Origin of the sequence: Pseudomonas phoenicis (genome assembly GCF_047302395.1) — a bacterium.
GTDB lineage: Bacteria > Pseudomonadota > Gammaproteobacteria > Pseudomonadales > Pseudomonadaceae > Aquipseudomonas.
The window spans coordinates 421958-446840 of sequence record NZ_CP154852.1; the positions used below are offsets into that span (position 1 = coordinate 421958).

23 protein-coding genes are annotated in these 24883 nt (G+C 65.1%); 12 read left to right on the top strand and 11 right to left on the bottom strand.

What is annotated here, in order from left to right:
* Positions 1–38 precede the first annotated feature (38 nt).
* The 4 genes from pheA to mtnA all read right to left on the bottom strand — a co-directional run bounded on the left by pheA (position 39) and on the right by mtnA (position 6389).
* Entirely contained in the window at positions 39–1133 is a 1095-nt protein-coding gene (gene pheA, locus AA0Z93_RS02050; protein ID WP_413046613.1) for a prephenate dehydratase, read from the bottom strand.
* On the bottom strand, positions 1133–2218 hold the full coding sequence (serC, locus tag AA0Z93_RS02055; RefSeq protein WP_413046612.1) for a 3-phosphoserine/phosphohydroxythreonine transaminase: 1086 nt from the start codon (positions 2216–2218) through the stop codon (positions 1133–1135). The genes pheA and serC overlap by 1 nt, the downstream gene beginning before the upstream one ends.
* 68 nt (positions 2219–2286) lie before the next feature.
* On the bottom strand, positions 2287–5058 hold the full coding sequence (gene gyrA, locus AA0Z93_RS02060; protein ID WP_413046611.1) for a DNA gyrase subunit A: 2772 nt from the start codon (positions 5056–5058) through the stop codon (positions 2287–2289).
* A gap of 257 nt (positions 5059–5315) precedes the next feature.
* Positions 5316–6389, bottom strand: a complete 1074-nt coding sequence (mtnA, locus tag AA0Z93_RS02065) for an S-methyl-5-thioribose-1-phosphate isomerase (protein ID WP_413046610.1) — start codon at positions 6387–6389, stop codon at positions 5316–5318.
* Between the two features lie 167 nt (positions 6390–6556).
* On the opposite strand from mtnA, the gene AA0Z93_RS02070 reads away from it, so the two are divergent.
* The 6 genes from AA0Z93_RS02070 (at position 6557) to AA0Z93_RS02095 (ending at position 12131) form a co-directional block, all read left to right on the top strand.
* On the top strand, positions 6557–7882 hold the full coding sequence (locus tag AA0Z93_RS02070; protein WP_413046609.1) for a TRZ/ATZ family hydrolase: 1326 nt from the start codon (positions 6557–6559) through the stop codon (positions 7880–7882).
* 51 nt (positions 7883–7933) lie between these two features.
* Positions 7934–8632, top strand: a complete 699-nt coding sequence (gene ubiG, locus AA0Z93_RS02075; protein ID WP_413046608.1) for a bifunctional 2-polyprenyl-6-hydroxyphenol methylase/3-demethylubiquinol 3-O-methyltransferase UbiG — start codon at positions 7934–7936, stop codon at positions 8630–8632.
* A 2-nt stretch (positions 8633–8634) separates the two neighbouring features.
* Positions 8635–9306, top strand: a complete 672-nt coding sequence (mupP, locus tag AA0Z93_RS02080; protein WP_413046607.1) for an N-acetylmuramic acid 6-phosphate phosphatase MupP — start codon at positions 8635–8637, stop codon at positions 9304–9306.
* Between the two features lie 143 nt (positions 9307–9449).
* A complete protein-coding gene (locus tag AA0Z93_RS02085; RefSeq protein ID WP_413046606.1) occupies positions 9450–10190 on the top strand; it encodes a YciK family oxidoreductase in 741 nt (246 codons plus the stop codon).
* 449 nt (positions 10191–10639) lie between these two features.
* Positions 10640–11533, top strand: coding sequence for a DMT family transporter (locus AA0Z93_RS02090; protein WP_413046605.1), 894 nt, complete (start codon positions 10640–10642; stop codon positions 11531–11533).
* 121 nt (positions 11534–11654) lie between these two features.
* A complete protein-coding gene (locus AA0Z93_RS02095) occupies positions 11655–12131 on the top strand; it encodes a DUF4265 domain-containing protein (RefSeq protein ID WP_413046604.1) in 477 nt (158 codons plus the stop codon).
* Between the two features lie 36 nt (positions 12132–12167).
* On the opposite strand, the gene AA0Z93_RS02100 is transcribed toward AA0Z93_RS02095, so the two are convergent.
* The gene (locus tag AA0Z93_RS02100; RefSeq protein ID WP_413046603.1) at positions 12168–13103 is read right to left on the bottom strand and encodes an aspartyl/asparaginyl beta-hydroxylase domain-containing protein; all 936 of its coding nucleotides are present in this window, start codon (positions 13101–13103) and stop codon (positions 12168–12170) included.
* 324 nt (positions 13104–13427) lie between these two features.
* Positions 13428–14402: a cysteine synthase A gene (gene cysK, locus AA0Z93_RS02105; RefSeq protein WP_413046602.1), complete on the bottom strand. Its 975-nt coding sequence runs from the start codon at positions 14400–14402 to the stop codon at positions 13428–13430.
* Positions 14403–14539: 137 nt separating this feature from the next.
* On the opposite strand from cysK, the gene AA0Z93_RS02110 reads away from it, so the two are divergent.
* The 3 genes from AA0Z93_RS02110 (at position 14540) to AA0Z93_RS02120 (ending at position 17743) form a co-directional block, all read left to right on the top strand.
* Entirely contained in the window at positions 14540–15613 is a 1074-nt protein-coding gene (locus tag AA0Z93_RS02110; protein ID WP_413046601.1) for a DUF748 domain-containing protein, read from the top strand.
* Between the two features lie 99 nt (positions 15614–15712).
* On the top strand, positions 15713–16558 hold the full coding sequence (locus tag AA0Z93_RS02115; RefSeq protein ID WP_413046600.1) for an AAA family ATPase: 846 nt from the start codon (positions 15713–15715) through the stop codon (positions 16556–16558).
* A gap of 12 nt (positions 16559–16570) precedes the next feature.
* Positions 16571–17743 (top strand): vWA domain-containing protein, encoded by a 1173-nt coding sequence (locus AA0Z93_RS02120; RefSeq protein WP_413046599.1) that lies wholly within the window; start codon positions 16571–16573, stop codon positions 17741–17743.
* A gap of 139 nt (positions 17744–17882) precedes the next feature.
* On the opposite strand, the gene AA0Z93_RS02125 is transcribed toward AA0Z93_RS02120, so the two are convergent.
* Together AA0Z93_RS02125 and AA0Z93_RS02130 are read right to left on the bottom strand one after the other, a co-directional pair.
* A complete protein-coding gene (locus AA0Z93_RS02125) occupies positions 17883–18410 on the bottom strand; it encodes a hypothetical protein (protein ID WP_413046598.1) in 528 nt (175 codons plus the stop codon).
* 52 nt (positions 18411–18462) lie between these two features.
* Positions 18463–18984, bottom strand: coding sequence for an ankyrin repeat domain-containing protein (locus tag AA0Z93_RS02130; protein ID WP_413046597.1), 522 nt, complete (start codon positions 18982–18984; stop codon positions 18463–18465).
* Between the two features lie 280 nt (positions 18985–19264).
* Here AA0Z93_RS02130 and AA0Z93_RS02135 point away from each other — a divergent pair, with 280 nt between their 5' ends.
* Complete coding sequence (locus AA0Z93_RS02135; RefSeq protein ID WP_296265188.1) at positions 19265–19537, top strand: DUF3509 domain-containing protein; 273 nt, start codon at positions 19265–19267, stop codon at positions 19535–19537.
* Positions 19538–19584: 47 nt separating this feature from the next.
* Here the strand turns inward: AA0Z93_RS02135 and AA0Z93_RS02140 are convergent, their stop codons facing one another.
* The 3 genes from AA0Z93_RS02140 to aroC all read right to left on the bottom strand — a co-directional run bounded on the left by AA0Z93_RS02140 (position 19585) and on the right by aroC (position 22458).
* The gene (locus AA0Z93_RS02140) at positions 19585–20121 is read right to left on the bottom strand and encodes an oxidase (RefSeq protein WP_413046596.1); all 537 of its coding nucleotides are present in this window, start codon (positions 20119–20121) and stop codon (positions 19585–19587) included.
* Positions 20118–21275: an MFS transporter gene (locus AA0Z93_RS02145; protein ID WP_413046595.1), complete on the bottom strand. Its 1158-nt coding sequence runs from the start codon at positions 21273–21275 to the stop codon at positions 20118–20120. Before AA0Z93_RS02145 ends, AA0Z93_RS02140 begins: the two co-directional genes overlap by 4 nt.
* A gap of 91 nt (positions 21276–21366) precedes the next feature.
* Positions 21367–22458, bottom strand: coding sequence for a chorismate synthase (aroC, locus tag AA0Z93_RS02150; RefSeq protein ID WP_413046594.1), 1092 nt, complete (start codon positions 22456–22458; stop codon positions 21367–21369).
* Positions 22459–22978: 520 nt separating this feature from the next.
* Here aroC and AA0Z93_RS02155 point away from each other — a divergent pair.
* Positions 22979–23941 carry an alpha/beta hydrolase gene (locus AA0Z93_RS02155; RefSeq protein WP_413046593.1) on the top strand — a complete coding sequence of 321 codons (963 nt, stop codon included), beginning with the start codon at positions 22979–22981 and terminating at the stop codon, positions 23939–23941.
* A gap of 105 nt (positions 23942–24046) precedes the next feature.
* On the top strand, positions 24047–24832 hold the full coding sequence (locus AA0Z93_RS02160) for a hypothetical protein (RefSeq protein ID WP_413046592.1): 786 nt from the start codon (positions 24047–24049) through the stop codon (positions 24830–24832).
* Positions 24833–24883: the final 51 nt, after the last annotated feature.

The following is a 24883-nucleotide window of genomic DNA, read 5'->3' on the forward strand; positions in this document are numbered from 1 at the left end:
CCATTGCTGGCCAGCATCCAAGGGCCGGCCCTGCATTTTCACAGCACGGCCTTCGGATAAGAGCCCAGCACCTTCAAGCCCACCGCTTCCTGGCTGATGGTTTCCAGCACGGCCTTGATCAGCGGATCGCGATGGTGGCCGACGAAGTCGATGAAGAACACGTACGTCCACTTGCCGCTGCGCGAAGGACGCGTCTCGATGCGCGTCAGGTCGATGCCGTTCTCGTGGAACGGCACCAGCAGTTCGTGCAGCGCGCCGGGCTTGTTGCTCATGGAGACGATGATCGAGGTCTTGTCGTCGCCGGTCGGCGGCACTTCCTGGTTGCCGATCATCAAGAAGCGCGTGGAGTTGTCCGGGCGGTCTTCGATCTTCTCGGCCAGACGGCTCAGCCCATACAGGTTGGCCGCCATTTCACCGGCGATCGCCGCCGAGTTCCACTCGCCCTTGACGCGCTTGGCCGCTTCGGCATTGCTCGACACGGCGATGCGCTCGACGTTCGGGTAGTGCGCGTCCAGCCATTTGCGGCACTGCGCCAGGGACTGGGCATGGGAGTAGATGCGCGTGATGCTGTCGGTCTTGGTGTTCTCGCCCACCAGCAGGTGGTGGTGGATGCGCAGCTCGACTTCGCCGCAGATGACCATGTCGTGCTCGAGGAAACTGTCGAGGGTATGGCTGACGGCGCCTTCGGTGGAATTTTCCACCGGCACCACGCCGAAGTTGACCGCACCGGCGGCCACTTCGCGGAACACCTCGTCGATGGCCGCCATCGGCCGGCTGAGCACGGCATGGCCGAAGTGCTTCATGGCCGCAGCCTGGGTGAACGTACCCTCCGGACCGAGGTAGGCGACCTTCAAGGGCTCTTCCAGGGCCAGGCAGGAGGACATGATTTCGCGGAACAGCCGGGCCATTTCTTCGTTGCCCAACGGCCCCGGGTTGCGCTCCATGACCCGCTTGAGCACCGCTGCCTCACGCTCGGGGCGGTAGAACACCGGCTGCTCGCCCTCGGCGAGGCTGGCGGTCTTGACCCGGGCGACTTCCTGGGCACAGCGGGCGCGGTCGCTGATCAGCTCGAGAATCTTCTCGTCGAGGCTGTCGATGCGTACCCGCAGCGCTTTGAGTTCGTGCTCGGACATCAGGCGTGCTCCTTCTCGAACTCGGCCATGTAGGCCACCAGCGCCTCGACCGCTTCCAGGCCCAGGGCGTTGTAGATCGAGGCGCGCATGCCGCCCACCGAGCGATGGCCCTTGAGGTTGAGCAGGCCACGGGCGTCGGCGCCGGCCAGGAAGGCCTTGTCCAGACGTTCGTCGGCCAGGCGGAACGGTACGTTCATCCAGGAGCGAGCGTTGTGGCTGATGGGGTTGCTGTAGAACGCGCTGGCGTCGATGAAGCCATACAGGCGCTCTTTCTTGGCCCGGTTGCGCTGCTCCATGGCCTGCACGCCACCCTGCTCCTTGAGCCACTCGAAGACCAGACCCGAGAGGTACCAGGCATAGGTGGCCGGCGTGTTGTACATCGAGCCGTTGTCGGCCGAGACCTTGTAGTCGAGCATGGTCGGGCAGCTGCTGCGGGCATGGCCGAGCAGGTCTTCGCGCACGATCACCACCACCAGACCGCTGGGGCCGATGTTCTTCTGCGCACCGGCGTAGATCAGGCCGTACTGAGATACGTCGATCGCCCGCGAGAGGATGTCGGACGACATGTCGACCACCAGCGGCACGTCGCCGGTCGCCGGCACCCAGTCGAACTGCAGGCCGCCGATGGTTTCGTTGGAGGCGTAGTGCACGTAGGCCGCATCGGGCGTCAGCTGCCATTCGTTCTGACCGGGGATGGCCAGGTAATCGTAGGGCTTGGCGCTGGCCGCGACGTTGACGTTGCCGAAACGGCGCGCTTCGTCGATGGCCTTCTTCGACCAGATGCCGGTTTCCACGTAGTCGGCCGTGCCGTTCTCCGGCAGCAGGTTCAGCGGAATTTCGGCGAACTGCTGGCTGGCGCCGCCCTGGAGGAACAGCACCTTGTAGTTCGAGGGGATGGACAGCAGATCGCGCAGGTCTTGTTCGGCCTTCTCCGCGATGGCGACGTAGTCGTCGCTGCGGTGGCTCATCTCCATCACCGACAGGCCTTTGCCATGCCAGTCGAGCATTTCCGACTGGGCACGCTGCAAGACGGCGTCAGGAAGCGCAGCAGGGCCTGCGCAGAAGTTAAAGGCTCGTTTGCTCACATCCACTCTCGCTCTGCTCTGGTCAGTCAACGGGGCGACCTTTGTCGCCCCGTCGGGTTTGCTTCACGTTATTCCTGGCCGGGCTCTTCGGCAGCCGCCTGGCCGTCTTCGTCCTGGCCTTCGGGCGCCAACGGCTCGAGGCCTTCTTCGTCCAGCTCGATCAGCTCGTCGAGGTCTTCGGAAGGTTCCTGGATCCGCTCCAGGCCGACCAGGGTCTCGTCGCTGGCCAGCTTGATGAGGGTCACGCCCTGGGTGTTGCGGCTCAAGCTCGACACCTCGCCGACGCGGGTACGTACCAGGGTGCCCTGGTCGGAGATGAGCATGATTTCCTCGCCTTCGTGCACCTGAATGGCGCCGATCAGGTTGCCGTTACGGCCTTTGGTGCCCATGGCGATGACGCCCTGGCCACCGCGACCGCGACGCGGGAACTTGGACAGCGGGGTGCGCTTGCCGAAGCCGCGCTCGGAGGCGGTAAGGATCTGCGCGCCGGATTCGGGGATCAGCATCGAGATCACTTCGTGCCCTTTAGGCAAGCGCATGCCGCGCACGCCGCGGGCGCTACGGCCCATCTGACGCACCACGCCTTCGGCGAAACGGATCACCTTGCCGGCGCTGGAGAACATCATGACTTCCTTGGCGCCGTCGGTGATGGCCGCAGCGATCAGGGTGTCGCCTTCCTTGAGCTTGACGGCGATCAGGCCGCTGCTGCGCGGGCGGGCGAACTGGGCCAGCGGCGTCTTCTTGACTGTGCCGAGGGCGGTGGCCATGAAGATGAACGCGCCGGTCGGCTCGGCCACCAGTTCGGCGGTGTCGCCGTCTTCCTCGTCGATTTCTTCGGGCTCGATCACTTCGCCTTCGAGCACGGCGTCGTCGCCCTCCTCCAGCTCTTCATCGGGAGCTTCCTGCTGTTGCAGGGCTTCGAGGTCGATCTGCAGCATCGCGGTGATGCGTTCGCCCTCTTCGAGCGGCAGCAGGTTGACCATCGGCCGGCCACGCGCGGCGCGCGACGCTTCGGGAATGTCGTAGGTCTTGAGCCAGTACACCTTGCCCTTGCTGGAGAACAGCAACAGGGTGGCGTGGCTGTTGGCGACCAACAGGTGTTCGATGTAGTCCTCGTCCTTCACGCCGGTCGCCGACTTGCCCTTGCCGCCACGGCGCTGGGCCTGGTAGGCGGTGAGCGGTTGGGTCTTGGCGTAGCCACCGTGGGAGATGGTCACCACGCGCTCTTCTTCCGGGATCATGTCGCCGTAGTTGAGGTCGTGGCGGGCGTCGAGGATTTCCGTGCGGCGCACGTCGCCGTATTCGACGCGAATGGCTTCGAGCTCTTCGCGGATCACTTCCATCAGGCGCTGGGCGCTGCTGAGGATGCGGATCAGCTCGCCGATCTGGGCGAGGATTTCCTGGTACTCGGCCAGCAGCTTCTCGTGCTCCAGACCGGTCAGGCGGTGCAGACGCAGGTCGAGGATGGCCTGGGCCTGTTCCGGCGACAGCCAGTACTTGCCTTCATGCAGGCCGTATTGCTCGGGCAGGTCTTCCGGGCGGCACGACTCGGCGCCGGCGCGCTCGACCATGACCTGCACGGCCGAGGATTCCCAAGGCGTGGAGACCAGGGCTTCCTTGGCTTCGGACGGGGTCGGCGAGGCCTTGATCAGCGCGATCACCGGATCGATGTTGGACAGCGCGACCGCCTGGCCTTCGAGGATGTGGCCGCGTTCACGGGCCTTGCGCAGCTCGAAGACGGTACGCCGGGTCACCACTTCGCGGCGGTGGCGGACGAAGGCTTCGAGCAGGTCCTTGAGGTTGAGCAGACGCGGACGGCCGTCGATCAAAGCGACGATGTTGATGCCGAACACGCTTTGCAGCTGGGTCTGCGAGTAGAGGTTGTTGAGCACCACCTCCGGCACCTCGCCGCGGCGCAGCTCGATGACGATGCGCATGCCGTCCTTGTCGGACTCGTCGCGCAGCTCGGTGATGCCTTCGAGCTTCTTCTCCTTGACCAGCTCGGCGATCTTCTCGATCAGACGCGCCTTGTTCAGCTGGTAGGGCAGCTCGGTGATGACGATCTGCTGGCGCCCGCCGACCTTGTCGATGTCTTCGAAGCTGGAGCGTGCGCGCATGTAGATGCGCCCGCGGCCGGTGCGGTAGGCCTCGATGATGCCCTGGCGACCGTTGATCTGCCCCGCGGTGGGGAAGTCCGGACCCGGGATGAACTGCATCAGCTCATCGACCGTGATCTTGGGATTGTCGATCAGCGCCAGGCAGCCGTCGATGACCTCGCCCAGGTTGTGCGGCGGAATGTTGGTGGCCATGCCCACGGCGATGCCGCTGGAACCGTTGACCAGCAGGTTGGGGATGCGCGTGGGCATGACCGCCGGGATCTGCTCGGTGCCGTCGTAGTTGGGCACCCAGTCGACGGTTTCCTTGTGCAGGTCGGCCAGCAGCTCGTGGGCCAGCTTGGACATGCGCACTTCGGTGTATCGCATGGCTGCGGCGTTGTCGCCGTCGACCGAACCGAAGTTGCCCTGGCCGTCGACCAGCAGGTAGCGCAGCGAGAACGGCTGGGCCATGCGTACGATGGTGTCGTACACGGCCGTGTCGCCGTGGGGGTGGTACTTACCGATGACGTCACCGACCACACGGGCGGATTTCTTGTACGGTTTGTTCCAGTCGTTGCCCAGCTCGCTCATCGCAAACAGAACGCGGCGATGCACGGGCTTCAAGCCGTCACGCGCATCGGGCAGCGCTCGCCCGACAATCACGCTCATCGCGTAGTCGAGGTAAGACTGTCTCAGTTCGTCTTCGATATTGACCGGGAGGATTTCTTTGGCCAGTTCGCCCATGAGAAGCCTGATTCCTTTTTCTGGTGAAACTCCGTCAAATCCCACCTGGGACGAACGAAGCTCGCCGCCGCAACGCACGCGGGTGCGACGACTTACGACAAATCAATGAGTTGTGGCATGGATCTGCGCAATGAGGACGGCCAACATGGGCCGCCTTGGAAACTGCCGGATGTTACCACAACCACCGGGGCGATGGGAGATGCCCCCGGCATGCGAAGCCTGCCGTGCGCGCAGCGCCACCTGCCACTGCCGGCGCGTCAGTGCAGACGTTTGCGGCATATCAGCTGCGCGATCTTGGCCGTGTCGGGGCGCTCGATGACGCCGCGCTCGGTGACGATCGCATCGATCAGGTCGGCCGGCGTCACATCGAACACCGGGCTGATCACTTCGACCGCCGCCATGCGCTCGCCCGGCGCCTCCAGCAACTCGTCGGGGTAGCGCTCTTCCAGCGGGATGTCTTCGCCGCTTTCCAGGTTCAGGTCGATGCTGGTGCTGGGCGCCACCACCATGAAGCGCACGCCGTGGTGCATGGCCGCGACGGCCAGCTGATAGGTGCCGAGCTTGGCGGCGACATCGCCGTTGGCGGCGATGCAGTCGGCGCCGACGATGACCCAGGTGATGCCCTTGGTCTTCATCAGGTGCGCGGCGGCGGAGTCGGCGCACAGGGTCACGGCCACGCCTTCGTTGGCCAGCTCCCAGGCGGTCAGGCGCGAGCCTTGCAGCCAGGGCCGGGTTTCGTCGGCATAGACCCGCTCGAGCATGCCTTCGAGCTGCGCCGCGCGGATCACCCCCAGGGCGGTGCCGATGCCGCCACAGGCCAGGGCCCCGGCATTGCCGTGGGTGAAGAAGATCTGCTCGCTGCCCTGGTGCCGGCGAATCAGCTCGACGCCGTGCTGGGCCATGGTCAGGTTGGCCTCGCGGTCGCTCTCGTGGATCGCCACGGCTTCGGCCAGCAGCGCGGCGACCGGGTCTTCGCCGGGGCGCACTCGCAGCCAGCGCTCGCGCATGCGGTTAAGCGCCCAGAACAGGTTGGCGACCGTAGGCCGCGATTCGGCGAGGGCCAGGAAGTCTTCTTCCAGCGCCTGCTCCCAATCGTCGCCCTCGGCCAAGCGCTTGCGCATCGCCAGCACCAGGCCATAGGCCGCGCTGATGCCGATGGCCTGAGCGCCGCGCACGGCCATGCCCTGGATCGCCGACACCACCTGGACGACCTCGGTGCAGGCCAACCAGTGTTCCTGCGCGGGCAACAGGCGTTGGTCGAGCAGGTGCAGCGCGCCGTCGCGCCAGCGGATGCTGACCACCTTCTCTGCCGCCAAGAGTCGCTCGCGCATCGCCTTTCCCCGCCGTTCGCCTGTGAAAAACGGCGGAGTATACCGAGCTGTTTCCGGGGGTGCTCGGGAAACCGTCGAGCCGCCTCGCCTCGCGGCCTGCGCGGGAAGCTCAACCCTTTGCCATTGCGGTATACTGCGCGCTTCGCCTAGAACCAGGTACACCCTGCATGCCCAGCGCCGTACCCTCCGTCGATCTGCTGCTCGTTCCGCAATGGCTGGTACCGGTCGAACCTGCGGGTGTCGTGCTGACCGAGCATGCGTTGGGCGTGCGCGACGGCCTGATCGCCTGGATCGGCCCGCGCCACCGGGCGCCGGCGGCCGCCGAGGTGCGCGAACTGCCCGACTGCCTGCTCGCCCCCGGCCTGGTCAACGCCCACGGCCACGCCGCCATGAGCCTGTTGCGCGGCTTTGCCGACGACCTGCCGTTGATGACCTGGCTCGAACAGCACATCTGGCCGGCGGAAAGCCGTTGGGTCGACGAAGCCTTCGTGCGCGACGGCACGGACCTGGCCATCGCCGAGCAACTGCAAGGCGGCATCACCTGCTTCGCCGACATGTACTTCTTCCCCCGCGAAGCCTGCGACCGCGTGCACCGCAGCGGCATGCGCGCGCAGATCGCCGTGCCCTTGCTGGACTTCGCCATCCCCGGCGCGCGCACCCCCGAAGACGGCCTGCACCAGGCCATCGAGCTGTTCGGCGATCTGCGCCACCACCCGCGCATCAATATCGCCCTGGGCCCGCACGCGCCCTATACGGTCAGCGACGCCAACCTGGAGAAGATCCGCGTCATCGCCGACCAGCTCGATGCGCCCTTGCAGATGCACGTGCACGAGACCGCCCGCGAAGTCGAGCAGGCCGTCGAGGAGCATGGCGAACGCCCTTTGGCGCGGCTGTCGCGCCTGGGCCTGCTGGGCCCGCGCATGCAGGCGGTGCACATGACCCAGGTCAACGATGACGACCTGGCCCTGCTGGTGGAAAGCAACACCAGCGTGGTGCATTGCCCCGAATCCAACCTCAAGCTGGCCAGCGGTTTCTGCCCGGTCGAGCGGCTGTGGCAGGCGGGCGTCAACGTGGCGGTCGGTACCGACGGTGCGGCCAGCAACAACGACCTCGACCTGCTCGGCGAAACCCGCACCGCCGCGCTCCTGGCCAAGGCCGTCGCCGGTTCGGCCAGCGCCCTGGACGCCCACCGCGCGCTGCGCATGGCCACGCTCAACGGCGCCCGCGCCCTGGGCATGGAGGCCTGCGTCGGCTCGCTGGAAACCGGCAAGGCCGCGGACCTGGTGGCCTTCGACCTTTCGCGCCTGGCCCAGCAACCGGTGCATGACCCGGTTTCGCAACTTATTTACGCCACTGGCCGGGATTGTGTACGCCATGTGTGGGTCGAAGGCGAACAACTGCTCGACGATCGCCGCCTGACGCGTATGGACGCCGACGCCCTGGCCGCCATGGCGCGCACCTGGGGCGAGCGCATGCGCGCGGAACGCCCATGACCACCGCCGTTGGCCACCCTTATTAATGAAGCTCTTCCGAGGACCCTTTCCATGAGCAACGTCGATCGCGCCGAAATCGCCAAGTTCGAAGCCCTGGCCCACCGCTGGTGGGACCGCGAGAGCGAGTTCAAGCCGCTGCATGACATCAACCCGCTGCGCGTCAACTGGATCGACGAGCGCGTCGGCCTGGCCGGCAAGAAGGTGCTCGACGTCGGTTGCGGCGGCGGCATCCTCAGCGAAGCCATGGCCCTGCGCGGCGCCAGCGTGACCGGCATCGACATGGGCGAGGCGCCGTTGTCGGTGGCACGCCTGCACCAGCTCGAATCGGGCGTGCAGGTCGAATACCGGCAGATCACCGCCGAAGCGCTGGCGGCCGAGCAGCCGGGGCAGTTCGACGTGGTCACCTGCCTCGAAATGCTCGAGCACGTGCCCGATCCGTCGTCGGTGATCGAGGCGTGCAAGCGCCTGGTCAAGCCCGGCGGCCAGGTGTTCTTCTCGACCATCAACCGCAACCCCAAGGCCTACCTGCTGGCCATAGTCGGTGCCGAATACATCCTCAAGATGCTGCCGCGCGGCACCCACGACTTCAAGAAATTCATCCGCCCGTCCGAGCTGGGCGCTTGGGGCCGCAGCGCAGGTCTGGAAGTCAAGGACATCATCGGTCTGACCTACAACCCGCTGACCAAGCACTACAAGCTCAGCAGCGATGTGGACGTCAACTACATGATCCAGACCCTGCGCGAGGAATGAGCATGCGTTTGCGAGCGGTACTCTTCGACATGGACGGCACCCTGCTGGACACCGCGCCCGACTTCATCGCCATCAGTCAGGCCATGCTCGCCGACCGCGGCCTGCCGCCGGTTGCCGACAAAGTGGTGCGCGACGTGATCTCCGGCGGCGCGCGGGCGATGGTCTGCGCGACCTTCGGCATCGAAGCGCAAGACCCGACCTTCGAGCCCCTGCGCCTGGAGTTCCTCGAGCGCTACCAGCGCGATTGCGCGGTGCATAGCCGCTTGTTCGACGGCATGGAAACCCTGCTCACCGACATCGAGAAAGGCAACCTGCTGTGGGGCGTGGTGACCAACAAGCCCCTGCGCTTCGCCGAACCGATCATGCAGCGCCTGGGCCTGGCCGAGCGCTCGGCCCTGCTCATCTGTCCGGACCACGTCAAGCGCAGCAAGCCCGATCCCGAGCCGCTGACCCTGGCCTGCGCCACGCTTGGCCTGGACCCGGCCAGCGTACTGTTCGTCGGCGACGATCTGCGTGACATCGAGTCCGGCCGCGATGCCGGTACCCGTACCGCTGCGGTGCGCTATGGCTACATCCATCCCGACGACAACCCCAACCACTGGGGCGCCGACGTGGTGGTGGACCATCCGCTGGAGCTGCGCAAGGTGCTCGACAGCGCCCTGTGCGGTTGCTGAGCCGCTGCCCCTGCTGCCGACGGCCGCAACCCGTGGGGCGCCGACGCAGTGGTGAAGCATCCGCCTGAGCTACGCAAGGTGCTCGACAGCGGCCGTATGGCTGCCGAGCCCACTTCGTTCACCCGACTGCAAGGACATCTGCCATGTTCGATTACACCGCCCGCCCCGAGCTGCTCAAAGACCGCGTGATCCTGGTCACCGGCGCCGGACGCGGCATCGGCGCTGCGGCCGCCAAAGCCTATGCGGCGCTGGGTGCCACCGTGCTGCTGCTGGGCAAGACCGAGGCCAACCTGAACGAGGTCTACGACCAGATCCAGGCCGCCGGCCACCCGCAAGCGGTGGTCATTCCGTTCAACTTGGAAACCGCGCTGCCGCACCAGTACGACGAGCTGGCGGCGATGATCGAGAACCAGTTCGGGCGCCTCGACGGGCTGCTCAACAATGCTTCGATCATCGGCCCGCGCACGCCTTTGGAGCAGTTGTCGGGCGACCACTTCATGCGGGTGATGCACGTCAACGTCAACGCCACCTTCATGCTCACCAGCACCCTGCTGTCGCTGCTCAAACTGTCCCAGGACGCTTCGGTGGTGTTCACTTCCAGCAGCGTTGGGCGGGTAGGCCGGGCTTACTGGGGCGCCTATGGCGTATCGAAATTCGCCACCGAGGGCCTGATGCAAACCCTGGCCGACGAACTGGAGGACGTGGCATCGGTGCGCTCCAACAGCATCAACCCAGGCGGTACGCGCACCAACATGCGCGCCCAGGCCTACCCCAGCGAAAACCCGCAGAACAATCCGCTGCCCGAAGAGATCATGCCGGTGTACCTGTACTTGATGGGGCCGGACAGCAAGGCCGTGAACGGCCAGGCGTTCAACGCGCAGTAAACACTGGAAGTAGGCGCGCCTTTGAGTGGGTAGGAGCGACTTCCTTTTGTGGGAGCGACTTCAGTCGCGATGGCCTGCAAAGCAGGCCCAGTCCAGCCACCGCGGTTTATCAGAAAGAACGGTACGATCTGGAATGGGACGGCTTTGCCGTCCATCGCGGCTGAAGCCGCTCCTACAGAGCTCGTGGGAACCGCTTCTGTTGGGGTTGCAGGAGCGGCCGGTTCGGCGCTTCGATTGGCCGCGATGGCCTGCAAGGCAGGCCTAGTTCGGCCACCGCGTTTTGTCAGAAGAGCGGTGTGGCCCGGAACGGGACGGCTGTGCCGTCCATCGCGGCTGAATCGGAATGCCGAACTACCGCTCCTACAGAGGGAGCCGCTTCTACTGGGGTTGTCGTCCATCGCGGCTGGTTGGAGCGCTGGATCGGCCATTTACTACTTGTGGAGTTCGTTTTGCCTGCCATCGCTCTTGCCCGCCTGTTCATGCTCGCCGCCGTCTGGGGGGCGAGCTTTTTGTTCATGCGCATCATCGCGCCGGAACTCGGCACCGTGCCCACGGCATTCTTGCGCGTGTCGATCGCCGGCCTGGGCTTGATCGCCATCGTTGCCGCCTCATCGGCTGGCTGGAATTTCCAGGGCAAGCTCAAGGCCTGCCTGCTGTTGGGCATGATCAACTCCGGCATTCCGGCGACCTTCTACGCGGTGGCCGCACAAGTGCTGCCGGCCGGCTATTCGGCGATCTTCAACGCCACTACGCCGTTGATGGGCGTACTGATCGGCGCACTGTTCTTCCAGGAAGCCATGACTCCCGCCAAGCTGTGCGGCATCGTGCTCGGCCTGCTCGGCGTCGGCGTGCTCAGCGGCGCGGGGCCAGTGGCGCTGGACGCGACGCTGCTGCAAGGCGCCCTCGCCTGCCTGGCGGCGACCACCTGCTATGGTTTCGCCGGATACCTGGCGCGGCGCTGGGTCGGCGCTTTGGACAGTCGCTTGTCGGCCCTGGGCAGCATGCTCGGGGCCACCCTCCTGCTGACCCCGGCCTTCGTCTGGAGCGTCGCCACGCAGCCGCCTGCCAGTTGGGGCGGCTGGCAGGTCTGGGGCTCGCTGCTGGGCCTGGGCCTGCTGTGCACGGCCTTCGCCTATGTCCTGTATTTCCGTCTGCTGGGCGAAGTCGGTCCGGTCAAGGCCAGCACCGTCACCTTCCTCATTCCGGTGTTCGGCGTACTGTGGGGCGCCTGGCTGCTAGACGAGCCGCTGTCGCTCGGCCACCTGTACGGCGGCGTGCTGATCGCCATCGCCCTGTGGCTGGTGCTGCGCCCGGCGCGGGCCAAACGGATGGCAACGCTTTGAGCCGCCATCGCCTTCCGCCTACTCCCACACCCTGCACGCGCCAAACGGATGGCAACGCCTCGACCGCCATCGACCTTTATCGACTCCAACGCCCTGCATGGGCCAACCGCCAGGGCCGGACATGAGCGAACACGCCGATCCGCGCTTTTACAAAGTGCTGGTGCGTCTGCCGCACGATGCCAACGGCTACCCCACGTCTTCGGTGGAGGGGCTGTGGGCACAATGCCTGAAGGGTGTTTACCGGATCGACAGCCTGCCGTTCCATGCTTACGACATCGCCCCAGGCGACTTGGTCAGCGTACGCCGCGAAGGCCCAGTGCTGTGGGTGGATCAGGTGCTGCACGCCATCGGTGGCTCGATGCTGCGGGTGCGGATCAAAGCGGGCGAGGAGTTGGAGGAGATGCAAGCGGCGCTGCAAGCCTTCGCCTGCCCTTGCGAACTGGAACGGTCCACACGCCTGTTGGCGATCCATGTGCCGGCACAGGTCAGCATCGACCCGCTGCTGTACTTCTTGCTGATGCAGCGCGAGGCTGGGACGCTGGATTTCGAAGAAGGCGTGCTGCGCCATGCGCTGCCGGACGGATTGCCGCTCGGCTAGCGCTGCGATTGGGCGGGATCGTTAGACAGAAGCCGCTCAGAACAACCAGCGATACAGCAAGTACGCCACCAGCACCGCCAGGATCGGCCGCAGAATGCGGTAGGCCTTGGGATTGGCGCGCTTGAACTGCTTGACCTGGGCGCTGAACCGGTTGCTGAAGCGCTTGCTCCAGGCATAGGCCTGGTTGATGCCGCCCACGCGCTCGTCGTCGGTGTTCTGCGGTGCGGTGGCGCGGCCGAGAAAGGCGCTGACCTTGCGGTTGAGGCGGGTCATGAAGGGGCTGGTGAGCGGGCGCTCGACGTCGCAGAACAGGATCACCCGGGTCATATCGGTTTCGTTCTTCACCCAGTGCACGTAGGTCTCGTCGAACATGACGTCTTCGCCGTCGCGCCAGGCGTAGGCTTGGCCGTCGACATAGATGCGGCAGTCATCGGAGTTGGGCGTGGACAGCCCCAGGTGATAGCGCAGGGAGCCGGCGAACGGATCGCGGTGCGGGTTGAGGTGGCTGCCGCCGGGCAGCAGGGCGAACATCGCGCCCTTGACGTTGGGAATGCTGCTGACCAGCTCGACGGTGCGCGGGCACAGGGCCTCGGCCGACGGCAGCGGCTTGTCGTACCACTTCAGATAGAAACGCTTCCAGCCTTTCTTGAAGAACGAACCGAAACCGGCGTCGTTGTCTTTTTCGGCGGCGCGGATGTAGCCCTCGTCGAACAGGCGCAGGGCCTCGACGCGGATTTCCTGCCAGTTGTCCTTGAGCACGTCCAGCTCGGGAAAGCGCTGGCGGTCCAGGTAGGGTTTGGACGGCACGCCGGAGAACAGGTACATCAACGCGTTGTACGGGGCGAACAGCGCCGAATGGTTGACGAACTGGCGCAGTACCGGCAAACGCGCCTTGCCGCGCAGGTGCACGTACAGCACGCTGGCGAAGAACACCAGCAGGACACCCGCCTTGGCGATGAAGGAAAACGTCATGCAACACTCCTTGGAGAGGAAAAACAGGCGATGGCTGCCAGAAATCGCCGGACATCATAAACCCATCCGCCCTGCGGCAAAACAACCGGGGACGGATGGGTCGGGGCAGGAGTGTGCGGGCTATCGACCGCTGCCGCATTGCGCCGGATCAGTGGCCTTGAGCAGTCGGGCGTGTGCGAACCCTGACTGCGCAAATGCAGGTCAGGCGAAACGGGGGGAACCGGTGCAGTGTACTGGAATACACGAACATCCCGAGGCTGGGCGCCCCGTGCGCCTCGACGCAGCCTGGGCGAGAGCAGACGTGGTTCGCACAGCGCCCAGGACCTACTGCTGGTTTTCCTGCTCGCTGAACAGGTCGCTGAACAGCATGCTCGACAGGTAACGCTCGCCGGAGTCGGGCAGGATCACCACGATCGTCTTGCCCTGCATTTCCGGCTTCTCCGCCAGACGCACGGCCGCCGCCATCGCTGCGCCGCAGGAAATGCCGCAGAGGATGCCCTCCTCCTGCATCAAGCGCAGGGCCATGGCCTTGGACTCCTCGTCGGTGACCGTCACCACCTGGTCGACGATGGACAGATCGAGGTTCTGCGGCACGAAACCGGCGCCGATGCCTTGGATCTTGTGCGGGCTGGGTTGCAGCTCCTGGCCGGCCAGGGTCTGGCTGATCAGCGGCGAACTGGCGGGCTCTACGGCCACGCTGGTGATCGGTTTGCCTTGCGTGTGCTTGATGTAGCGGGAAATACCGGTGATGGTGCCGCCGGTGCCGACGCCGGCCACCAGCACGTCGACCGCGCCGTCGGTATCGTTCCAGATTTCCGGGCCGGTGGTCTTTTCGTGGATGGCCGGGTTGGCCGGGTTCTCGAACTGGCCCGGCATGTAATGGGTAGCGGGATCGGCAGCGACGATTTCAGCGGCCTTTTCGATGGCGCCCTTCATGCCCTTGGCGGGCTCGGTGAGCACCAGTTCGGCGCCCAGGGCCTTGAGCACCTTGCGCCGCTCCAGGCTCATCGAGGCCGGCATGGTCAGCAGCAGTTTGTAGCCGCGGGCGGCAGCGACGAAGGCCAGACCGATACCGGTGTTGCCCGAGGTCGGCTCGACCAGGGTCATGCCCGGCTTGAGTTTGCCGCTGGCTTCCGCGTCCCAGACCATATTCGCGCCGATCCGGCACTTGACCGAATAACCGGGGTTGCGCCCTTCGATCTTGGCCAGGATGGTCACGCCGCGCGGCGCGATACGGTTGATCTGCACCAGCGGCGTGTTGCCGATGGAATGGGCATTGTCTGCGTAGATGCGGCTCATGCTGGGTCCTTGTGCAGGCGGTTGAGCCGCCAAGGGTAAGCCTGCCCCGGTAGCCCGTAAAGCCCGTTCGAACTCGCGCGGCGCGCCCAGGGTCAATCGCCTTGTCGCTTCACGCAATGGATGATGGAGAGGTGTCGATGAAAGCCCGCTACCGTTGGCCGCTGATCGGTGTGGCCACCCTGGTCGTGCTGTTGGTGGCACTGCACATGGCGCTGCCGATCTTGGTGCGCGACTACCTCAACGACAAACTCGCCGACATGGGCGAATACCGCGGCCAGGTCAGCGACGTGGACATCGCGCTATGGCGCGGCGCCTACCAGATCAACGGCCTGAAGATCGTCAAGACCAGCGGCAAGGTGCCCGTGCCGCTGCTCGAAGCGCCGGTGATCGACATTTCGGTGAGCTGGCATTCGCTGTGGTACGACCAGGCCGTGGTGGCCAAGGTGACCTTCGACCAACCGGTGATCAATTTCGTCGACGGCGGCAACAAGCAGGCCTCGCAGTCCGGTGGCGGCACGGACTGGCGCCAGCAGTTGGACAAGCTGTTGCCCATCACCCTCAACGAAGTGTCGATCCACAATGGCACCATCAGCTTTCGCAACTTCCAGTCCAAGCCGCCCGTACGCTTGCAGGCCACCCGGCTCGAGGCCAGCATCCACAACCTGACCAACGTACGCGACCAGCAAGGGCGCCGCGACGCCAGCTTCGACGCCAAGGCGCGGCTGTTCGGCGACGCGCGGGTGGAAAGCAGCGCCACCTTCGACCCGTTCAGCGACTTCGACGACTTCGAGTTCCGCCTGCGCGCCAGCGACATCACCTTGCGCCAGCTCAACGACTTCGCCAGCGCCTACGGCAAGTTCGACTTCAACGCCGGCCACGGCGAAGTGGTGATCGAAGCCCAGGCCGAGGACGGCAGGCTCAGCGGTTACATCAAGCCCCTGCTGCGCGATGTGGAAGTCTTCGACTGGCAACAGGATGTCGAAGACAAGGACAAGGGCTTCTTCCGCTCGATTTGGGAGGCGGTGGTCGGTGCCGGCCAGAACGTGCTGAAGAACCAACCCAAGAACCAGTTCGCCACCCGTGTGAACCTGAGCGGTAGCGTGCACCAGCAGGACATCAGTGCCTTCCAGGCCTTCCTGCAGATCTTGCGCAACGGCTTCGTGCAGGCGTTCAACGCACGCTACGAGCAGCCCAAGCCTGATACCGATTGACCGCCCCGCCACCCTCCCTGCCCAGGCCGCATTTGCAGCCTGGGCAGCGCCGGTTATAGTCGCTGCCATTGCCCATTTCCGCCCTGAGGACCGTTTCCGATGAAATTTGAAGGGACCCGCGACTACGTCGCCACCGACGACCTGAAGCTTGCGGTCAACGCCTCGATCACCTTGCAGCGCCCGTTGCTGGTCAAAGGCGAACCGGGCACCGGCAAGACCCTGCTGGCCGAGCAACTGGCCGCCTCGTTCGGCGCGCGCCTGATCACCTGGCACATCAAATCGACCACCAAGGCCCAGCAAGGCCTGTACGAGTACGACGCGGTCAGCCGCCTGCGCGACTCGCAACTGGGCGTGGACAAGGTCCACGACGTGCGCAATTACCTGAAGAAGGGCAAGCTCTGGGAGGCGTTCGAGGCCAACGAGCGCGTGGTGCTGCTGATCGACGAGATCGACAAGGCCGACATCGAGTTCCCCAACGACCTGTTGCAGGAACTCGACCGCATGGAGTTCTACGTCTACGAGACCGACGAGACCATCAAGGCGCGCCATCGCCCGATCATCATCATCACCTCGAACAACGAAAAAGAGCTGCCGGATGCCTTCCTGCGCCGCTGCTTCTTCCATTACATCGCCTTCCCCGACCGTGCCACGCTGCAACGCATCGTCGATGTGCATTACCCGAACATCAGCACCTCGCTGGTCAGCGAAGCGCTGGACGTGTTCTTCGACGTGCGCAAGGTGCCGGGCTTGAAGAAGAAGCCTTCCACTTCGGAACTGGTCGACTGGCTCAAGCTGCTGATGGCCGACGACATCGGCGAAGCCGTGCTGCGCGAGCGCAACCCGAGCAAGGCGATTCCACCGCTGGCCGGTGCTCTGGTGAAGAACGAGCAGGACGTGCAGCTGCTCGAGCGCCTGGCGTTCATGAGCCGCCGCGGCAACCGCTGAGGAACCTGGCCCATGCTGCTCAACCTGTTCACCGAATTGCGTGCGGCCAACGTGCCGGTGTCGCTGCGCGAACTGCTCGACCTGCATGCCGCCCTGGAGCGGCACGTGGTGTTCGCCGACATGCAGCAGTTCTACTTTCTGGCACGCACCATCCTGGTCAAGGACGAGCGGCACTTCGACAAGTTCGACCGAGCCTTCGGTGCCTACTTCGATGGGCTGACCGACCTCGACCAGATTCTGGAAACGCTGATTCCCGAAGATTGGCTGCGCAAGGCATTCGAACGCTCGCTGAGCGCCGAGGAGCGGGCACAGATCCAATCCCTGGGCGGCCTGGACAAGCTGATCGAAGCGTTCAAGCAGCGCTTGGCCGAACAGAAGGAACGCCACGCCGGCGGCAGCAAGTGGATCGGCACCGGCGGCACCAGCCCGTTCGGTTCGGGAGGCTACAACCCCGAGGGCATCCGCGTGGGCGATGCCGGGGAGCGCCAGGGCAAGGCGGTCAAGGTATGGGAGCAGCGCGACTACCGGAACCTCGACGATCAGGTCGAGCTGGGCACGCGCAACATCAAGCTGGCGCTGCGGCGCCTACGCAAGTTCGCACGGCAAGGCGCGGCGGACGAGTTCGACATCGACGGCACCATCGATCAGACGGCACGCGACGGCGGGCTGCTCAACATCCAGATGCGCCCCGAGCGGCGCAATGCGGTGAAGCTGCTGTTGCTGTTCGACATCGGTGGCTCCATGGACGCCCACGTGCAGGTCTGCGAAGAGCTGTTTTCGGCCTGCCGCAGCGAGTTCAAGCACCTGGAGTACTACTACTTCCACAACTTCGTCTACGAGTCGGTGTGGAAGAACAACCAGCGACGCAACAGCGAGCGGGTGGGCACCTATGACCTGCTGCACAAGTACGGCGACGACTACTGCGTGATCTTCGTGGGCGACGCGGCCATGGCGCCCTATGAAATCACCCAGCCGGGCGGCAGCGTCGAGCACTGGAACGAGGAAGCCGGGTACGTGTGGATGCAGCGGGTGCTGGAGAAATTCAGCAAGGTCATCTGGATCAACCCCTACCCCACCCGCGCCTGGGACTACACGGCCTCGATCGGGCTGGTACGCGAGATGCTGGAGGGGCGGATGTTTCCCATGACCCTGCAAGGCTTGGAGGAAGGCATCAAGCGTCTGTAGGAATGACCCGATCAGCCGCGATGGGCCGCAACGCGGCCCCTATATGGGCACCGCATTGATCCCAGGTTGACCAACGCCAATGATACCGCCCCTCTCAACTGATAGAAGCGCCGGAGCGGGCGCTCGCAAAGACGCCCTTTCAAATTTGTGCAGCTTTCAAGGCATCCAGCGCAGGCTCGGCGACGATACCCACCTCGCCCGCCAGCTCCAGCACACGCGACAAGTCATTGCGTGCCACGATCACCATCTGCAACGGGTCGTCGAGCAGTTGACTGAAGTTCAGCAACACATAACCCCCGCCCTCCTTGTTCAGCGCCGCCATCTGCACCTGGATGCGATTGAGCGCCGTCAGCGGCTCGGTGCGGGCCAGTTGCTTGGGCTTGAGGTTGAACGCCACGCCCTGGTCGAACGAGCCGCTGATGACCTCGAACAACTGCTGGTAGGTCTCGGCCTGGAACAGCACGGTGTCGGGCAAACTGCCCACCACGACCCACTCGCCCAACGGGATAGGAAAACCGTCGTCGTAGTTGATGTCAGGGTTGGCGGCGAGGAAGGCCGCAGGGTCGGCATAGGCCTGTGCCGCTTCGTCGGCGATGCGGTCGATGTCCTCATCGGGCATGCAGCCTGCACCGACGAGGCTGATGAGTTCGCGCAACGAGTTTTTCATGAAGGGGTAGCCTGGCAGAGTGAAAAAGGCGCCAAGGATACCCCTGCACCGATCAGTCGGCCAGCGCTTGCAGGCGCGCCATGGCCTCCACCGCGCCCATGGTTTGCGCTGCGACCAGGGCAGTCGCGCCGCGCGCATCGCGGTGGGCGGGGTCGGCGCCACGGCTCAGCAGAAACTCGAGGATGTCCATGCGGTTGAACATCGCCGCCAGCATCAGCGCGGTACGACCGTCGGCAGCGGCGGCATCGACCGGTACGCCATGCTCGAGCAGCAATTTGATCATCGGCAGGTCGCCTTTGAACGCGGCGCCGGCGATCGGCATTTGCCCATTGTCGTTGGCCAGCAAGGGGTCGGCGCCATGTTTGAGCAATACCTGGACTGCCTGGAAGTGACCGTGGTAGCTGGCCAGCATCAACAGACTGTCGCCCTTGCCGTTACGCAGATTGACCGGCAGCCCGCTCTGGAGCAAACGCTCCAGCAGGTCGGCATCGCCGCTGCGCGCGCAGTTGAACACCTGCTCGGCGAATGCAGCGGTCTCTTCATCGGTCATGGTGGCAGGGGCAGCGTCTTGCATCTTGTTTCTCCTGGCAGATTGTTCACCCAATGATCTGTCAGGCCACCGCGCGGAGGCAAAGGTTCAGAAACTATCGGTACGAGAGAGGGAGGCTATATGACATCGCAGCATTGCAAAATGCACTGTGCAAAATGCATGACCTTGCAGCCTGCATGGAGCGCACATTTCTGAAACATCACAAGCTCTTGATTTAAATGGATTTTTTCGTGACCGCAAAGCTGGCATGGTCACTGCAACGTTAGAGGACAGAATCTGCAACCTCTAACGCTTAGGAGTCACCATGGACCTCATTCAGCAAAAATTCACTTCCGTCTTCCCAGGCTACCAAGTCAGCACCCAGCCTCGCCCGGACGGCGGCGTGCTGCTGACTCTGCGTGCAGCCGATAACAAAGTCAGCCGCCGTGTGCTGTCTTACGCTCAACTGCACAGCGCTGAGCAACTGTCTTGGGCCATCAGTGCCATCCGCCGCGATCTGGCCGAACAAGCCAGCGAACTGCCAGTGATCTCGATGCTGCAAAGCCAACAGCGTTTCGCACTGCCGACCTACCGCTAAACATCGTTGCAATGACGTGGGGCCATTCCTATGGCCCCTTAGATGCCTCAGAGTTCATCCATCCCAGGAAATTCGCCGGCTTTGGCGCCATCGTCATCCACCGGCATGCTGTTTCCCTTCTTCTCTAGCAAGCGAACCGCGACACAGAAAGGTCGATCTCCCAGGCTTAGCCAACGGCCGCTGCCATTTGGCACACGCAGGGCATCGCCGCGCTCGCACAGCACAGCAAACACCCACTCGCCACGGCGCACGGTCAGCTGGGCACGTCCGCTGAAGACTACGAAGACTTCTTCGATCGCGTACGCATGTTCCTCCTCTCCCCCTTGCGGCCGCCCTTCCTCGCCATCGCAGTCGAGCACTTCGAACGCTGTACAACGTTGCGCGTCGAGTAGTGTTTGCAGCTCAGGGCCAAGCGCCTGGACCACTGCTTCGCGACCGCCGCCTGGGCGAGGCCGTGCGGTGAGTTCGTGCTGGCTGAAATCCAGTCCATGCTCGGCCAGGGTGGCGGCGATGTCGGTGGTATGGGTCAGGACCTTGTTCGGTTGTTCGGGCGTGCGGTGGTGGTAGACGCTGAGAATGCTCATCGCGGGGTTCTCCGGGTGGCGTTCAGGACGAACGCGGTGATCGAGGCGGCCGCCAGTGCGGCGAGGCTGGCCACGGCAAAGGTGAAGGTGGCGCCCAACAGATTCCAGGCATAACCGGCGTACAGCGCGCCCAAGGCGCCGCCGGTGCCGGACAGCGCGGCGTACAGCGCCTGGCCCTGGCCTTGCTGGCGCGCACCGAAGCTGGCCTGCACGAAAGCGATGCTGGCCGCATGGAAACAGCCGAAAGTGGCTGCATGCAGCAGTTGCGCCAGCAAGAGCACGGCCGGTACGTCGGCCAGGGTGCCGAGCAAGGCCCAGCGCAGGGCCGCCAACAGGAAACTGCCCAGCAGCAGGCGTTGAATGGAAACACGAGCGAACAGGCGGCTCATCAGCAGGAACATCAGCACTTCGGCGACCACGCCCAGCGCCCACAACAGGCCGATGGCGCTACGTTCGTAACCCAAGTGCTGCAAGTGCAAGCTGAGGAAGGTGTAGTACGGCCCGTGGCTGAGCTGCATCAGCGCCACACAGACGTAGAACGGCAATACCCCCGGGGCGCGCAACTGCTGCACGAAACCCTTGGCGCCGCGCCGCTCGCCTTGCTCCATCGGCTGTGCGTTGGGCACCCACAGGCTGGCGAGCAGAATACCGCCCATGATCGTCACCACCGCCCACGGGTAGGCGTCCAGACGCACGTGTTCGAACAACTCGCCCAGGCCGACCACCGCAAGGATGAAGCCCACCGAACCCCATAGCCGCACTTGGCTGTAGCGCCCGGTCTGCCCATGCAGGTGGGCCAGGGTGATGACTTCGAATTGCGGCAGCACCGCATGCCAGAAAAAGGCGTGCAGGGCCATCACCAGCGCCAGCCAGGCATAACTGTGACCGAAGAAGATCAGCGAGAAACTGGCCAGCGTGCACAGCGCGCCAAGGCGCACGATCAACAAGCGCCGACCGGTCCGGTCGCCCAGCCAGCCCCACAGGTTGGGCGCCAGACAGCGCATCAGCATGGGGATGGCCACCAGTTCGCCAATGCGTGCCGGGGCAAAGCCAAGATGGTCGAAGTACAACGCCAGGAATGGCGCCGTTGCCCCCAGCAGAGCGAAATAGCAGAGGTAGAAGCTGGACAGCCGCCAATAGGGAATGCTGGGCATGGGCTCCACGTCGGGGCAAGGCGACGACCGTTGCGGATCGTCGCGAGGGTGTTGCCGGCAGGCCCGACTTCGCCCGCCCTGGCGGATGCGCTCAGACCTGGCCGAGTACCGGGGTGGTGACGCGCACGTCGGCGTTCTGCCCACGGTGGCGCAGCAGGTGGTCCATCAGCACGATGGCCATCATCGCTTCGGCGATGGGTGTGGCGCGGATGCCTACGCACGGGTCGTGGCGGCCCTTGGTGACCATCTCCACGGCGTTGCCGTCGACGTCGATCGAACGGCCCGGGACGGTGATGCTCGACGTGGGCTTGAGCGCCAGGTGCGCGACGATCGGTTGGCCGGAGGAAATACCGCCGAGAATGCCGCCGGCGTCGTTGCTCAGGAAGCCCTCGGGCGTCAGCTCGTCGCGGTGCTCGCTACCGCGCTGGGCGACGCTGGCGAAGCCTGCGCCGATCTCCACGCCCTTGACCGCGTTGATGCTCATCAGCGCGTGGGCCAGCTCGGCGTCGAGGCGGTCGAAGATCGGCTCGCCAAGCCCAGGCATCACGCCCTCGGCCACCACGGTGATCTTGGCGCCGACCGAATCCTGGTCACGGCGCAACTGGTCCATGTAGGCCTCCAGCTCCGGCACTTTGGCCGGGTCGGGGCTGAAGAAGGCGTTCTGCTCGACGCTGTCCCAGCCCTTGAACGGGATTTCGATGGGGCCGAGCTGGCTCATGTAGCCGCGCACCCGGATGCCCTGGGTCGCCAGGTACTTCTTGGCGATGGCGCCGGCGGCCACGCGCATGGCGGTTTCCCGTGCCGAACTGCGGCCGCCGCCACGGTAATCGCGGGTGCCGTACTTGTGGTGATAGGTGTAGTCGGCGTGGGCCGGGCGAAACAGGTCCTTGATCGCCGAGTAGTCCTTGGACTTCTGGTCGGTGTTGCGGATCAGCAGGCCGATCGAGCAGCCGGTGGTGCGTCCCTCGAAGACGCCGGAGAGGATCTCCACTTCATCGGATTCCTGGCGCTGGGTGGTGTGCCGGCTGGTGCCGGGCTTGCGCCGGTCGAGGTCGTGCTGCAGGTCGGCCAGAGACAGTTCGAGGCCCGGTGGACACCCATCGACAATGGCGACCAACGCCGGGCCATGGCTTTCGCCTGCGGTGGTGACGGTGAACAGCTTGCCGTAGGTATTGCCGGACATGGGCGCTCCGCGAATCTGCCTGAAGTGAACGAAGCGCAGCAGTATACGGAAAATGGTCGGGATAGGCGCTAATGCCTGCGTATGCGGCGCGTTCGACGCTCCAACGAGCGTTCTATGAGAGATTCTGGGATTGCAGTCGAGTCCCTGACGCCCACTCCCGGTGGGAGCGGCCGGTTCAGCGCTCCGATTAGCCGCGATGGGCTGCGCAGCAGGGACAATGGCCACGGTCGGTTTCCGTCGGATGCTCAGCGGTGCCTGACGTGGGGCGGCGGCGCCGCCCATCGCGGCTGAAGCCGCTCCTACAGGGACTGTCGCTGGGGTTGCAGTCGAGCCGCTCAGACGACCACGCGTGCTCCCCGGCATCACAGTCAACCTGTAGGAGAGGCCGGTTCGGCGCTCCTACAGTGGCCTTAGCGGCTTGTGGCATGCAGGCAGGCCCTGGCCAGATGCATCGATACCACGCCAGAACCTTCGGCAGACGCTCCGGTCAGAACACTACCTCTCCATGTAGCGCCCTTCCATGCCTTCGCGTCTCGTCGCTGTGCTCCTGCTGTGCCTGTTCGCCTCCTTCTCCTATGCCGCGCCGACCGTGTCGCAACGCCCGATCGAGCTCGACACCGGCCAGGGCGTGCTGCATGGCAGCTTACTGTTGCCGCAGCAGGACACGCCGCCACCGGTGGTACTGATCATTCCCGGTTCCGGCCCCACCGACCGCGATGGCAACAATCCCGCTTCGGGCCGGGTCGACAACCTCAAGCGTCTGGCCCTGCTGCTGGCCAAGCAGCACATCGCCAGCGTGCGTTACGACAAACGTGGCGTCGCCGCCAGCCAGCCGGCCACACCCGACGAGCGCGACCTGAGCGTCGAACGTTACGTCGCCGACGCTGTGGCCTGGGGCCGCCAGCTGCGCGCCGACCCGCGCTTCGGGCCGCTGATCATCGTCGGCCACAGCGAAGGCGCGCTGATCGCAAGCCTTGCCGCCGAAGACGCCGGCGCCAGCGCCGTGATCACCCTGGCCGGCAGCGGTCGGCCCATCGCCCAGGTGCTGCGCGAGCAGCTGGCCAAGCGTTTGAACCCGGCCGACATGCTGCGTGGCAACCTGCTGCTCGACCGTCTGCAAGCCGGGCAGACCAGCCTGGATGTGCCCAGCCCCTTGCGCCAGGCCTTCCGCCCAAGCGTGCAGCCCTACGTGATTTCCCTGTTGCGCCAGGATCCGGCCGCCGCCTTTGGCCGTCTGAAGATGCCGGCCTTGATCGTCCAGGGCCGCAACGACGTGCAGGTCGAGGTGCTCGATGCCGAGAAGTTGCAAGCGGCCAAGCCCGACGCGCAGTTGGTGTTGATCGACGGCATGAACCACATGTTGCGCATCAGTCCACGGGACATGAGCGAGCAGCGTGACAGCTATCGCAACCCGGAGCTGCCGCTGGCCCGGGAGCTGGGCGAGCGCGTGGTGGCCTTCATCCGCGCCCTGCCCCAGGACTAAGGCGGCCCTCAGGTTGCGGCGCAGGCGGCCGATAACCCGGCATCGATGCTGGCACACCGCCTTGTCTTGCCCCACGCATCGCCGACACGTATCCGAGGACTTCCCATGACCGCCGCCCCTACCGGCGCCGAGCCTGCCGCCGCGCCGCAGGACCCGCCCAGCGCGCCCCTGCCCTGGGCCGACGCTGCCGCCGAACAATTCCAACTGCTGCGCCTGAGCCCGCTGCCTACCGATCGCCACGGCGCGCACCCGCTGCGTTTCGTGCAGTTCGGTCATGTGGAACGGCATAGCCCGGCCCACAGCTTGCTGCGCCTGGAGATCCGCTTGCCCGGGCAGATGACGCACAAGGAGCAGAACCGCTTGGACGTGCGCGTCGACCACGATCTGCGCCAGGTGCGACTGGGCGGCGGCCAGAGCCTGAACCTGGAGCCGAGCAACCGCGGCCTGGGGCGTTTCCTGCTGGCCCAGGCCGGCAAATGGCTGCAGGGCCGCTGGCCCGACTACCGGGTCGAGCCGCTCGAATTGCCGGCGCGCGACGCCATGAACGACGACTTGCGCCTGCGCCGCGATCAGGTGCTGCGCAGTTTCGGTCTGGAAATCGCCTACGCCGACGGCCAGCCGACCCAAGGCCATACCCTCGACGGCGTGGTCAGCCAGTTGCGCCCGTACTGGAACGAGGAAAAGGTACAGGCTCTGCAGGTGCTCGACAGCGCGGCGATGCTGCAGCAGGCCGAACAGCAACTGCAGGAAATGGCCGCGCAGCTGCGCGAACGCGACGAACGCATGGCCCGAGTGGAGCGCGAGGACAGCGGCCTGCGCTTCACCATCACCTGTCTGGTGGCCTTCGCGGTGTTCCAGGCCGGCCTGCTGATCTTCATCGCCACCCGCTGAAGGCTGCGCCGCGCTGGCTGCATGGGCTCGCTTGCACGGCGCCCGCTTGGG